The sequence below is a fragment of the Pseudomonas palleroniana genome (genome assembly GCF_022836895.1).
Classification (GTDB): domain Bacteria; phylum Pseudomonadota; class Gammaproteobacteria; order Pseudomonadales; family Pseudomonadaceae; genus Aquipseudomonas; species Aquipseudomonas palleroniana.
Genome location: NZ_CP092411.1, coordinates 415,839 through 428,235, shown reverse-complemented (window position 1 = coordinate 428,235; position 12,397 = coordinate 415,839). Strand labels below are relative to the sequence as shown.

Genomic DNA, 12,397 nt, shown 5'->3' with positions numbered 1-12,397 from the left:
CGCTACCCTTCATACGTTACACTGTTGCATTATCGTCTTCAGTGTAACGTGATCTGCCATGAAATCCCTGTACATCGCTTTTGTGTTTCTTCTACTCGCCGGCTGTGCAAGCGGCCCCCGTCTCGATACCAGCCACCCTTCGGCGAACCACGACAACCGCATACAGTTCGTCATCGTCCATTACACCTCCGCCAACCTTGAGCGTTCCTTGGCCCTGTTGACCCACGGCCAGGTCAGCAGCCATTACCTGATTGGTAACGATGCCTCGGGCACTATCTACAAGTTGGTGGATGAGAGCCAGCGGGCCTGGCATGCAGGCGAGAGCGAGTGGTTGGGGCGCACCTGGCTCAACTCCAGTTCCATCGGTATCGAAATCGTCAACCCGGGGTATCGCGATACCCCGACGGGCCGCGTCTGGTACCCGTACTCCGAGGCGCAGGTACAGTCACTCATCGTGCTGTTGAAAGACATCAGCAAGCGCAACGGAATTGACCCTAAGCACATCATCGGTCACAGCGATATCGCGCCGCTGCGCAAGCTTGATCCAGGCCCACTGTTTCCGTGGAAGCGGTTGGCGGCTGAAGGGTTGGGAGCCTGGCCGGACGCGCAGGCAGTGGCTCGTTTCCAGGCGCAGTATGTAGCGCAGTTGCCGAGCGTGGCCTGGTTCCAGGAAGAGCTGGCGCGCCTGGGCTACCAGACGCCTCAAACCGGCGAGCTGGATGTCGCCACGCGTCATGTAATAGCGGCTTTCCAGATGCATTTCAGGCCATCGCTGTTTGACGGCACGCCGGATGCCGAAAGTGCTGCGATCCTGAGCGCGTTGAACCATCGCTAATCGCCAGGCGGGTAAATGCTCGCTTACAAGGGCAGTGCCATGTAGAACTGCGTGCCCTGCCCTGGCCGTGAGTACACACCCATTCGGCCCCCGTGCAATTGCACGATCTCCTTGCACAGCGCCAGCCCGAGGCCGGCGCCGCCTTTCTTGCGGCCCACTTGTACGAAAGGTTCGAAGATGCGTCCCTGTTGGCCGTACGCAATACCTTCGCCGTTATCCTCCACGCTGATAATCACTCGTTCGCCATGGCGACGGGCCTGCAGGCGAATCTGCCCGCCTTCGGCGGTATGACGCAGGGCATTGGCCAGCAAATTGTCGAGCACGCGCTCCAGTTGGGCCTGGTCAGCGTGCAGTCGCGGCAAATCGGCTTGGGCTTCCACCAGCAACTCGATGTGTTGTGCATTCGCCGGTTCCGCAAACCGCGCTTGGGCGTGCTCCAGCAAGTCTGTGATATCGCACGGCGCCAGAGTGAGTTTCTGCAGGCCATTCTGGTAACGCGAAAAATTCAGCAAGTCGTTGATCAACTGCATCAGGCGCTGCATTTCTTCGTTGACCGTATCCAGCAAGTCCGCTTCCCGGGACTCTGCGGGAAACTTTGCCCGCTCACGAAACAAGCCGAAGGCCATATGCATGCCGGTCACCGGCGTGCGTAACTCATGGGAGGCGCGCAGGACAAACTCGCTGCGCACCCGCTCAAAGGCGCGCTGCTCCGTAACGTCGTGCAGCACCATCACCGCTCCGAGAATATGCCCCTGGGTATGGCTCACCGGGGTCAGGCTGTAGGTCAGCAGGCGCAACTCGCCTTCGACTTCCACCTCCAGATCTTCCGGTGCTCGCTCCAGATTGCCGCCGCGCAACACCAGTTGCAGTTGTTCATCCATTTCCGGGCGTGCGAGAGCCTCGCCCAGGCCCTGGCCGAGGCGTTCCTCGTCCCATCCCAGCTGGCGCTGTGCCACGGGGTTGAGGTGTTCCAGGCAGCCTTGGCGGTCAATCATCAGCAGGCCGTCATCAATACTGTCGAGCACCGCTTGCAGGCGTTGCTGGCCGGCCAGCAGCTCGTCGACATTGGTCGCCTGATGCTGGCGCAATGCTTCGGCCATGATGCCGAAGCGGCGCGTCAGCTGGTTCATCTCTGCTGCCGAGGAGATGGGCAGGGTGACTTCAAAGTCGCCCTGCCCGATCCTGTCGGCGGCTTTAGCCAGCGCTTCGATGGGCCCGCCGAAGCGTCGAGCGATGCCATGTGCCGTGATGAAACCGATGATCAACACCGCAAGCCCGACCAGTCCGAGCAGGCCGGAGATCACCAGCGCGCGTTCGCGGGACTCGTGTTCACTGTTGCTGATGTTTTCCAGAGCCTGCTTATGATCGACAATCAGGCCGTTGCGCAACACGTTGAAGGCTTCGGTGAGTTGTTCTCTGCTGCCGGGCGGCGGCGATGGCTGCTGGGATTTGTCAAACGCTTCCAGCAGGTTCTGGTAGTCGATGCGCGCCTGGCTGAAGCCATTGCCGCGACCGTTTTGCTGTTCATGGGCGATGCCCTGGTCCAGCAGTTCGAAATAGTGTTGCTTGGAGGCTTGCAACGCCTGCGTGTCAGGCGGCTTTTCCAGCATCATGATCAACTGGTCGCCCAGGCTCTGGCGCAGCTTGAGCCCCAGTTCCAGGTTGATGAAGCTGCTGCGGATCAATGACTCCTGGGTCTTGGCCATTTGCATAACGCTGACCAGGCCCAGGATCAACCCCAGCAGGGCGACGCTGATCAGCGCTGAGATACTCAGGAACAACCGAGTACGCAGTTTCATCGCAAGCTTCATAGGGTGTGGTTCACAGGTTGTACTGTTTGCGTTTGCGGTACAGGGTCGACGCGTCGATGCCCAGCGTGCGTGCCGCCTGGTCCAGGGTGTCGCTGGTGGCGAGCACAGCGCCGATATGCGCTTTCTCCAGCTCGTCCAGGCTCAGCGCCGCGCCGATGCGTGGCGCATTGTTGGTCGGCTGTTCAGCCATGCCGAGATGGCTGATCTCGACCTTCTCTTGAGGGCAGATGATGCTGGCCCGCTCCACCACGTTGCGCAGCTCACGGATATTGCCCGGCCAGCGATAGTTGAGCAGCGCTTCGCGTGCCTGATCACTGAACCCTCGGGCGGGCCGTGCGTACTCCTTCACGAACCGCGCCAGGAAACGGTCGGCCAGGGTCAGGATGTCTTCACTGCGTTCGCGCAGCGGCGGCAGGTGCAGGGTGATGACGTTGAGGCGGTAGAGCAAGTCTTCCCGGAAGCGGCCGTCGCGCACCATGTCTTCCAGGTTCAAGTTGGTGGCTGCGAGGATGCGCACATCGGCCCGTCGGGTCACCGGGTCGCCGACACGCTCGTACTCTTTGTCCTGGATAAAGCGCAGTAACTTGGGTTGCAACGTGAGTGGAAAGTCGCCGATCTCGTCGAGAAAAAGCGTACCGCCATCGGCCTGGTTGACCCGGCCCAATGTGCTCTCGCTGGCGCCGGTAAACGCACCGCGGCTGTGGCCGAACAGCTCGCTCTCCATCAACTCCGCTGTCAACGAAGGGCAATTGATGGTGACGCAGGATTTTTTCGCGCGCTTGCTCCAACCATGAATGGCGCGGGCCAATTCACCTTTACCGGTACCGGACTCGCCCAGGATCAGGATATTGGCGTCGGTACCCGCCACTTGGCGTGCGGTTTCCAGCACCACCATCATGGACGGGCTGTGGGAGTCGAGGCCGTCCTTGGGTTGGCGCACTTCGCCTTCCAGCGCCTCCAGGCGTGCCGACAATTGGCGCACTTCCAACTGCTTGGCCGTGGCCAAGCGCAATTGGTCAGGACTGCATGGCTTGACCAGATAATCGGCGGCACCGGCCTGGATGGCGTCCACGGCGGTATCCACGGCCGAATGCGCGGTGACGATCACCACACGCATCCACGGTGCCTGGATGCGCATCTGGGCCAGTACATCCAGACCGTTGTCTTCGCCCAGACGCAGGTCGAGGAAACACAGGTCGAACACTTGGCGTTGCATCAAGGCATCGGCTTGGGCGGCGCTGTTGGCTGTGGCTACGGTGTAGCCCTCGTCTTCCAGGCAGTATCTGAACGTGCGCAGGATTGCGGATTCGTCATCCACTAAAAGAATGCGGCCTTGAAGTTCCTTGGCTGATTCCATCTGTCCCGCGCTCCTTAACTATGAATGATGGTGGTTAGTCCCGGAATAATCGGGCAAGTTGCATGGTTCATTCTGATTCATAAAAAGCATCTTCGTGCAGCTATCTGCGCGCCTTCCTACAAACCCGCTGATTAGTGGCGTATTCATGCCTTCGTGCCACTTCGGCAACTCGATGAAGGCTTTCGATCCCTTTACCCGACCATTGGCTATCGTGCAATTCGCACGGCCCTGGGCAGGGCATCGTGCAGGATGCTGGGCGGCGCCTTCAAAGCAAAGTCGTAACATTCTGATTTTATTGAGTTTTTTTGTTTAAAAAAACTGGCATGCACTCTGCAATAACTCTCCCAACAGTGTCATGAACGAATAATCAGAATGCGGGAGAAATACAGCATGACTCGTCAACACCTCAGCCAACTGCGTATTTCGTCCCTGCGTTTGCAGCAAGGTCTTTTTGCCAGCCTGGCGCTGATGGTCACGTTGATTGTCGGGCAGCAAATGCAGGCTTGGCAGCAGAGTCATCAGCAGCAAGTCCCTCAGTTTGAACGTCCGATCATGACCCAGACCCATTTCTCTTCTCTTGAGAGCCGTTCTCTTGGCAACGTGACGGCTCCGCAATTGAGAGTGGTCGATCAGGATTCCACCCTGGGCGAACTGCCCGTCCAAGAACGTTGGGTGTTCTAGGCAAGAAAAGGTCGTTCTGGTTGAGCGGCTGCACGGTAATACCCCTGTTACCCCTATAGAAGCGTAAGGAGAATCACCATGTTGAGTTGGGCTATCACATTTCTGATCATCGCCATTGTGGCTGCCGTCTTGGGCTTCGGTGGTATCGCGGGCACCGCTACGGGTATCGCCAAGATCCTGTTCGTGGTTTTCCTGGTGATGTTCATCGCTTCGTTCTTCTTTGGTCGTCGCGGCCGAGGCTGACTATGACCACTTCGTCCTTTAAAACCTTGGCTGCCGTCCTGCTTCTGGGCGGCAGTAGCTGGGCAATGGCCGCCAATGACGGCCAATCCCGGGCCAACGAGTTGCTGAGTTCCGGTTCGCAGTTTCGTGAGACCTGGCAAGGCGTGGTGAAGAAAGAAGAGCGCCTGCCGGAATGGGTCATGAACCTGTCGGGCTCGGCCGAGCAGATGAATGCCGTCGAAGAGGATGGCGACAAGTACTTGGTGGGGCCGCTCTGCGAGACGGCAGACACCTGTCGCAGCAAACGTCTGATCGTCGCGTTCAGTTATGACAAGAAGCACGCCTACGCCATGTTGGTACAGGTACCGGCCGGGTTGCCGGCGGACAAGTCGCCGACACGCCACGCGGACTACCGTTTCCTTGGCAAGCCGGACGAAGGCATGCAAAAGCTGCTGATGGAGCAGCTCAAGAAAGATCCGAATTGGTACTAGGTTGCGTCTGACGTTTGCAGCGTCTACGAAACCTTCATCCATAGAAAGAAGCCACTGCGCTTCTTTCTGTCTGCATCGCTCGCCAAGGGCGATGCATGACCAGGGGGCCGGGTTGCTCTGATCGATCGAGATCGGCGTGACCTACGGGCACAGGGAGTGCCTGCGCGAGGGCCGGGTCAGGCGAAAAGCTGCGACGCAAGTTCACAAGTGTTTTTTTGCTTGCTGAACTTGCGGCGAGCTTATGACTCTCATCATCCGCCTCGCATGCCGCTCTTCGCATACCGCGCATAGCAACTATTTTCTCTTTCGCTGCTGACTAACCATTACTGGGTATGTCGGCGTGACCATCTATCGAGAAATTTTTTGCCGCACCATAGGACACTTCTGGCGCCAGGTCATGGATTTTCCGGGCAATTGCGCCACCGCCTGAAAGTCGTCCAGCATCTCTGAGCGAGCCGGGTTTGGCAGGTTCACGGCATATTTGCCAGACAATATGTCGCATTTGAACTGACCATTCGGACAGTTATTATCAAAAAAACTCATGCCGATTCGGCATAGGGTAGGCGTTTACGGCATTAGACGTCGCTCCCTTGCATCGGAATAGTTGCGCCTTTTTTCGCCTGCCAGTAAGCCATTTCGGCCACGCTGCGGTGACCTTCCATGGAGGCCGATGCTCACACTTTTTCGCTTTCGAGCGTTCCAGCTGGCGCATTCGCCTTAAGTCCACTTGAAGTAAGGGTAATGACATGAAGAAGGCAAAGCTAAGCCTCGCCTGGCAGATCCTCATCGGTTTGGTGCTGGGGATCGCAATCGGTGCAGTGCTCAACCATTTCAGTGCTGAAAAAGCCTGGTGGATCAGCAATGTGTTGCAGCCAGCGGGCGATATCTTTATCCGCCTGATCAAGATGATCGTGATCCCGATTGTGATTTCCTCTCTGATCGTCGGCATTGCCGGGGTCGGTGACGCGAAAAAGCTCGGCCGGATTGGTGTCAAAACCATCCTTTACTTCGAAATCGTCACCACCATTGCCATCGTGGTCGGCCTGCTGTTGGCCAACCTGTTCCACCCGGGCGCGGGTATCGACATGAGCACCCTGGGCACTGTCGATATCTCCAAGTACACCGCCACGGCTGCTGAAGTGCAGCATGAGCATGCGTTCATCGAGACCATTCTCAACCTGATTCCATCGAACATCTTTGCCGCCGTAGCCCGTGGCGAAATGCTGCCGATCATTTTCTTCTCGGTGCTGTTCGGCCTGGGCTTGTCGAGCCTCAAGCCTGAGCTGCGCGAGCCGCTGGTGACAATGTTCCAGGGCGTGTCCGAGAGCATGTTCAAAGTCACCCACATGATCATGAAGTACGCCCCGATCGGCGTCTTTGCACTGATCGCGGTGACGGTCGCCAACTTCGGCTTCGCTTCCTTGCTGCCGCTGGCCAAGCTGGTGATTCTGGTCTACGTCGCCATCCTGTTCTTCGCCTTTGCGGTGCTGGGCCTGATCGCTCGTCTGTTTGGCTTCTCGATCCTCAAGCTGATCCGCATCTTCAAGGATGAGCTGGTACTGGCCTACTCCACTGCCAGTTCCGAGACCGTGCTGCCACGCGTGATCGAAAAGATGGAAGCCTACGGCGCGCCGAAAGCGATCTGCAGCTTTGTGGTGCCGACCGGCTACTCGTTCAACCTCGACGGTTCGACGCTGTACCAGAGCATCGCGGCGATCTTTATCGCCCAGCTGTACGGCATCGACCTGTCGGTCGGCCAGCAACTGATGCTGGTGCTGACCCTGATGGTCACCTCCAAAGGTATCGCCGGCGTGCCGGGTGTGTCCTTCGTCGTGCTGTTGGCCACCCTGGGCAGTGTGGGTATTCCGCTGGAAGGCCTGGCGTTCATCGCCGGTGTCGACCGCATCATGGACATGGCGCGTACCGCACTCAACGTCATTGGCAACGCCTTGGCCGTATTGGTCATCTCCCGTTGGGAAGGCATGTACGACGACGCCAAGGGTGAGCGCTACTGGAACTCCCTGCCGCACTGGCGCAGCAAGACAGCCTCGGTGGTCGGCGAGACCAGCCGTAGCTGATAGCAATGTGATCTGAACCAACCCCGGGAAATCCGGGGTTTGTCGTTTCTGTCAGCCCCGCTATCATTCGCCCCATCTTTCGGGGGATTCATCTGATGCTCAATGGCCTGTGGCTTGGCTTCTTTGTCGTGGCAATGGTGTCGGCACTGGCGCAATGGCTGGTCGGCGGTAACGCCGGGATTTTCGCGGCGATGGTGGAAAGCATTTTCGCCATGGCCAAACTGTCGGTGGAAGTGATGGTGCTGTTGTTCGGCACCTTGACGCTGTGGCTGGGTTTTTTGCGCATCGCTGAAAAAGCCGGCATCGTCGACTGGCTGGCCAAGGCCCTCGGCCCGCTGTTTCGGCGCCTGATGCCCGAGGTGCCCGCCGGCCATCCGGCCATTGGCTTGATCACCCTGAACTTCGCCGCCAACGGCCTGGGCCTGGACAACGCCGCCACGCCGATTGGCCTCAAGGCGATGAAGGCACTGCAGGAACTCAACCCCCTCCCCAACACCGCAAGTAACGCGCAGATCCTGTTCCTGGTGCTCAACGCTTCGTCGCTGACGCTGCTGCCGGTGACCATCTTCATGTACCGCGCCCAGCAAGGCGCCGCCGACCCGACGCTGGTGTTCCTGCCGATCCTGCTGGCCACCAGCGCCTCGACCCTCGTCGGCCTGCTGTCGGTGGCGATCATGCAGCGCTTGCGCCTGTGGGACCCGGTGGTGCTGGCTTACCTGATTCCCGGCGCCTTGGTGTTGGGTGGTTTCATGGCGTTGCTGGCGACCTTGTCTGCCACGGCGTTGGCAAGCTTGTCTTCGATCCTCGGCAACCTGACGCTGTTTGGCCTGATCATGCTGTTCCTGGTAATCGGTGCGTTGCGCAAGGTCAAGGTGTACGAAGCGTTTGTCGAGGGCGCCAAGGAAGGCTTCGACGTGGCCAAGAACCTGCTGCCGTACCTGGTGGCGATGCTTTGCGCCGTGGGTGTGCTGCGCGCCTCCGGAGCGTTGGACTTCGGCCTGGAAGGCATTCGTCATGTGGTGGCCTGGACGGGCATGGACACGCGCTTTGTCGACGCGTTGCCGACCGCAATGGTCAAGCCGTTTTCCGGCAGCGCGGCGCGGGCGCTGTTGATCGAGACCATGCAGACCAAGGGTGTGGACAGCTTCCCGGCGCTGGTGGCGGCGACGATCCAGGGCAGTACGGAAACCACCTTTTATGTGTTGGCGGTGTACTTCGGCTCGGTGGGCATCCAGCGAGCCAGGCATGCGGTGGGGTGTGCGTTGCTGGCGGAGTTTGCCGGTGTGGCGGCGGCTATTGCGGTGTGCTACTGGTTCTTTGGCTGAGGCTGAGATAGCTATCGGGAGCAAGCCCCCTCCCACAGTTTGAATGTATTCACAGATCAAAATGTGGGAGGGGGCTTGCTCCCGATGAGGCCCTCAGCGTTTCGCCGCAGCGTTGCCCTGCGCAACCACCCAATCCACCACCTGCCTGTTCAACTGGTCTCCCGCCAGCCCGAATGCGGCAACCACCGCAGGCACCTTGGTATCACTTACCGGCTGGTGCACCTCAAATCGCCGGCTGGCGATGATCCGCTGATCACTGCCGCGCACCAGCCGCGCATCCAGGCGGATCACCACTTCCACCGCCCCGCCCCGGTATTCGCTCTGAAACGCCTGCAACTGCCCGCCCAGCTCATAGTCGGCTTGCAAGTTGGTCTCATCGGTACTCAGCAGCGTCACCCGTCCATCACGTTGGAAGCCGTCCATGAACCGATTGCGCAGCAAGACGGGCGATGGGTCGCTCCAGCGTGAGTTGGCATAGCTGCTGATCAGGTTGCCATCAGGCACCACGGCAATGCGTGGGCTGTCGAGAAATTCGCTGGTTTGCGGCTTGGCGATACGCAGCGACCAACTGACCGGTGCGCCTTGGGTCGCTGTCTGGGTCGAGGCCAGACGGTACACGTCCGAAGGGTCGGCCTTGGGCAGGATCGAGCACGCGCCGACCAGCACCAGTGCCAGAGGGGCGATCATTTGGTAAGCACGCTTCATGGCGTGAACTCCTTGTTCTTGTCGCTGCCCAGCAAGTAGCCACTGGGGTTGGCTTCCAGGCGACGGGAGATGGCGCGCAGCGAACCCAGGGTTTCGCGCAGTTCACGCACCGCCGGTGCCAGTTCGTTGAGGCCCTGCATGCCGCTGTTCACCGAGTCCTTGTTGTCGGTCAGCAAGGTGTTGAGGGTCGCGGTGCTTTGTTCGAGGGATTTCATCGCCTGCTCAGCGCTGCCGAAAGCTTGCTTGCCTTGCTCATTGAGCAGCCCGTTGGCGCTACGCATCAGCGTGGTGGTTTGCTCCAGCGCGGCGCCGGCCTGCTTGCTCACCTGCAGCAACTGCTGCATCACCACTTTGATATCGCCGCGCTGGTCGGCGATGGCACCGGTGGTTTGCTGCAAGTTGTCCAGGGTTTTGCTCAAACGCTCGACGTTCTCGCCGGAGAAGACGCGATTAGCGTTGTGCAGCAACAGGTTGACGCTGGTCATCAGGTCGTTGCTGTTGTTCAGCAGGCGCGCGATGGGCGACGGTGAGGCGATGATTTCCGGCAGGTTACCGTCCTTGCCCTTGAGTACCGGGCTTTGCGGTGTACCGCCGCTGAGCTGGATGATCGAGGTGCCGGTGATACCGGTCAGGGCCAGTTTGGCCTGGGTGTCTTCCTTGATCGGCGTCTGCCCGGCCAGGCGGATGCGGGCGAGGACGCGGCGGGGGTCTTTGGGGTCCAGGCGCAGGCTGGTGACATCCCCTACCTTGATCCCGCTGTACTGCACCGAGCTGCCTTGGGACAGGCCGCTGACCGCCTCGTTGAACACGACCTCGTAATCCTGGAAGGCGCTGTCGACGCTGGACTTGGCCAGCCACAGGCCAAATAGCATCGCGCCGACCACCACGATTACGCTGAACAGACCGATCATCACATGATGGGCTCGGGTTTCCATGTCATACCTCGTTGAGCGATTGAGCGGCATCCAACGCCGCGCGGCCACGGGGGCCGTGGAAATATTCGTGAATCCAGGCGTCGTCCGTTTCCGAGACGATATCGATGGCGTCCGCCACCAGCACTTTTTTCTGAGCCAGCACCGCGACGCGGTCGGTGATGGTGTATAGCGTGTCGAGGTCGTGGGTGACCAGGAACACGCTCAAGCCCAGGGCATCGCGCAGGGTCAGGATCAACTGGTCGAATTGCGCCGCGCCGATCGGATCGAGGCCGGCGGTGGGTTCATCGAGAAACAGGATGTCCGGGTCCAGCGCCAGCGCTCGGGCCAGGGCTGCGCGCTTGATCATGCCGCCGGACAGCGACGCCGGGTACTTGTCGGCCGCCGACAGCGGCAGCCCGGCCAGCGCCAGTTTGACCGCCGCCAGATGCTCGGCGTCGGCGCGGCTGAGGCCGGCGTGTTCGATCAATGGCAGGGCGACATTTTCGGTGACGGTCAGCGAAGAAAACAGCGCGCCCTTCTGGAACAGCACGCCAAAGCGCCGTTCCACCAGCGAGCGTTCATGTTCCGACAGGTTCGGCAGGTTCTTGCCGAACACGCGCACCTCGCCTTCGTTGGGCCGGCGCAGGCCGACGATGCTGCGCAACAGCACCGACTTACCGCTGCCGGAGCCACCGACCACCGCAAGGATCTCGCCTTTATACAGATCCAGGTCGAGGTTCTCGTGCACGCTCTGGCTGCCGAAGCGGTTGCACAGCCCGCGTACTTCAATGACCGCCTCAGTGGGCGCACGGTGTAGACGACTCACCAGCCCATCTCCATGAAGAACATCGCCGCGACCGCATCCAGCACGATCACTACAAAAATCGATTGCACCACGCTGGAGGTGGTGTGGGCGCCGACCGACTCGGCGCTGCCACTGACCTTGAAGCCTTCCAGGCAACCGATGGCGGCGATCAGGAAGGCGAAGATCGGTGCCTTCACCATGCCCACCAGAAAGTGCTGCACACCGATGTCCGATTGCAGCAGCGAGAGAAACATCGCCGGCGAGATATCCAGCGCCACCGCACACACGACGCCGCCACCGATGATCCCCGAGAGCATCGCCAGAAAGGTCAGCATCGGCAGCGCCACCAAGAGCGCCAACACACGAGGCAGGACCAGCAGTTCCATCGGGTCCAGGCCCAGGGTGCGGATGGCGTCGATTTCTTCGTTGGCCTTCATCGAGCCGATTTGCGCGGTGAAGGCGCTGGCGGTGCGGCCGGCGATCAGGATCGCGGTGAGCAGTACGCCGAATTCGCGCAGAAATGAGAAGGCTACCAGGTCCACGGTAAATATCGTCGCGCCGAAACTTTTGAGCACCGTGGCCCCAAGGAACGCCACCACGGCACCCACCAGAAACGTCAGCAGGGCCACAATGGGCGCGGCGTCGAGGCCGGTTTGTTCGATATGCGCCACCATGGGCGTCAGGCGCCAGCGTTTGGGGCGCAAAATGCCACGGGCGAAGGTTTCGAGGATCAGGCCGATAAAACCCAGCAGTTTCATCGCGTCCTGCCACACCGTGTCTACCGCTCGGCCGATGCGGGCCAGCAGTTGAATGCCGGTGGCTTCTTCGGGTTCCTTGAGCGGCACGCAGAAATCATTCAACGAGTGGTAGACGGTCTTGAGCAAGGCGCGGTCGGCGGCGGACAGGCTGCAATCGGCTCGCTCGGCGGAGTGCTCGATACGGTCCGGGCCCAGCAGTTCCACCAGCAGCGATGCGCCGGCGGTATCCAAAGTGCCGAGGCCATTGAGGTCGATGTGGGCACCGGCGTCGTATTGGCCGTCGAGCGTGTTCGACAGCTTTTTCAGGTGGGCGTAGTGGGCAAGCGTCCAGTCCCCCGTAATCCTGAGTAACGGCGGAGTGGTGGACGTATCGAGGTGGGCTGCGCCGGCCGTCGTACTGGTGGTCATAAGCTCC

General features: G+C 60.1%; 12 protein-coding genes. 6 read left to right on the top strand and 6 right to left on the bottom strand.

The features are described from left to right. Nucleotides 1–58: 58 nt before the first annotated feature. The gene (locus tag MJP36_RS01765) at nucleotides 59–835 is read left to right on the top strand and encodes an N-acetylmuramoyl-L-alanine amidase (protein WP_161548494.1); all 777 of its coding nucleotides are present in this window, start codon (nucleotides 59–61) and stop codon (nucleotides 833–835) included. A gap of 23 nt (nucleotides 836–858) precedes the next feature. Here MJP36_RS01765 and MJP36_RS01760 read toward each other — a convergent pair whose 3' ends face one another. Both MJP36_RS01760 and algB read right to left on the bottom strand, forming a co-directional pair. Then, nucleotides 859–2,646 carry an ATP-binding protein gene (locus MJP36_RS01760; protein WP_060756484.1) on the bottom strand — a complete coding sequence of 596 codons (1,788 nt, stop codon included), beginning with the start codon at nucleotides 2,644–2,646 and terminating at the stop codon, nucleotides 859–861. Between the two features lie 10 nt (nucleotides 2,647–2,656). Continuing rightward, on the bottom strand, nucleotides 2,657–4,003 hold the full coding sequence (gene algB / locus MJP36_RS01755) for a sigma-54-dependent response regulator transcription factor AlgB (protein WP_060756483.1): 1,347 nt from the start codon (nucleotides 4,001–4,003) through the stop codon (nucleotides 2,657–2,659). 390 nt (nucleotides 4,004–4,393) lie between these two features. Between algB and MJP36_RS01750 the strand changes: the two genes are divergently transcribed. The 5 genes from MJP36_RS01750 (at nucleotide 4,394) to MJP36_RS01730 (ending at nucleotide 8,800) form a co-directional block, all read left to right on the top strand. After that, nucleotides 4,394–4,684, top strand: a complete 291-nt coding sequence (locus MJP36_RS01750) for a hypothetical protein (protein WP_060756482.1) — start codon at nucleotides 4,394–4,396, stop codon at nucleotides 4,682–4,684. A 78-nt stretch (nucleotides 4,685–4,762) separates the two neighbouring features. Continuing rightward, nucleotides 4,763–4,927 (top strand): DUF1328 domain-containing protein, encoded by a 165-nt coding sequence (locus MJP36_RS01745; protein WP_003170804.1) that lies wholly within the window; start codon nucleotides 4,763–4,765, stop codon nucleotides 4,925–4,927. A 2-nt stretch (nucleotides 4,928–4,929) separates the two neighbouring features. Continuing rightward, nucleotides 4,930–5,397, top strand: coding sequence for an inhibitor of vertebrate lysozyme family protein (locus MJP36_RS01740; RefSeq protein ID WP_244384741.1), 468 nt, complete (start codon nucleotides 4,930–4,932; stop codon nucleotides 5,395–5,397). A gap of 746 nt (nucleotides 5,398–6,143) precedes the next feature. Continuing rightward, on the top strand, nucleotides 6,144–7,475 hold the full coding sequence (gene gltP / locus MJP36_RS01735) for a glutamate/aspartate:proton symporter GltP (RefSeq protein WP_161548492.1): 1,332 nt from the start codon (nucleotides 6,144–6,146) through the stop codon (nucleotides 7,473–7,475). 95 nt (nucleotides 7,476–7,570) lie between these two features. Beyond that, nucleotides 7,571–8,800, top strand: a complete 1,230-nt coding sequence (locus MJP36_RS01730; protein WP_244384740.1) for a nucleoside recognition domain-containing protein — start codon at nucleotides 7,571–7,573, stop codon at nucleotides 8,798–8,800. A gap of 93 nt (nucleotides 8,801–8,893) precedes the next feature. Here MJP36_RS01730 and MJP36_RS01725 read toward each other — a convergent pair whose 3' ends face one another. Genes MJP36_RS01725 through MJP36_RS01710 form a run of 4 tightly spaced genes read right to left on the bottom strand, consistent with a single transcriptional unit; the run spans nucleotide 8,894 to nucleotide 12,390 of the window. Then, nucleotides 8,894–9,505: an ABC-type transport auxiliary lipoprotein family protein gene (locus MJP36_RS01725; protein ID WP_244384739.1), complete on the bottom strand. Its 612-nt coding sequence runs from the start codon at nucleotides 9,503–9,505 to the stop codon at nucleotides 8,894–8,896. After that, nucleotides 9,502–10,440 carry an MlaD family protein gene (locus tag MJP36_RS01720; RefSeq protein WP_060756477.1) on the bottom strand — a complete coding sequence of 313 codons (939 nt, stop codon included), beginning with the start codon at nucleotides 10,438–10,440 and terminating at the stop codon, nucleotides 9,502–9,504. Before MJP36_RS01720 ends, MJP36_RS01725 begins: the two co-directional genes overlap by 4 nt. A 1-nt stretch (nucleotide 10,441) precedes the next feature. Next, nucleotides 10,442–11,245 carry an ABC transporter ATP-binding protein gene (locus MJP36_RS01715; RefSeq protein ID WP_060756476.1) on the bottom strand — a complete coding sequence of 268 codons (804 nt, stop codon included), beginning with the start codon at nucleotides 11,243–11,245 and terminating at the stop codon, nucleotides 10,442–10,444. Then, nucleotides 11,242–12,390, bottom strand: a complete 1,149-nt coding sequence (locus tag MJP36_RS01710; protein ID WP_060756475.1) for an MlaE family ABC transporter permease — start codon at nucleotides 12,388–12,390, stop codon at nucleotides 11,242–11,244. Before MJP36_RS01710 ends, MJP36_RS01715 begins: the two co-directional genes overlap by 4 nt. Nucleotides 12,391–12,397 lie beyond the last annotated feature (7 nt).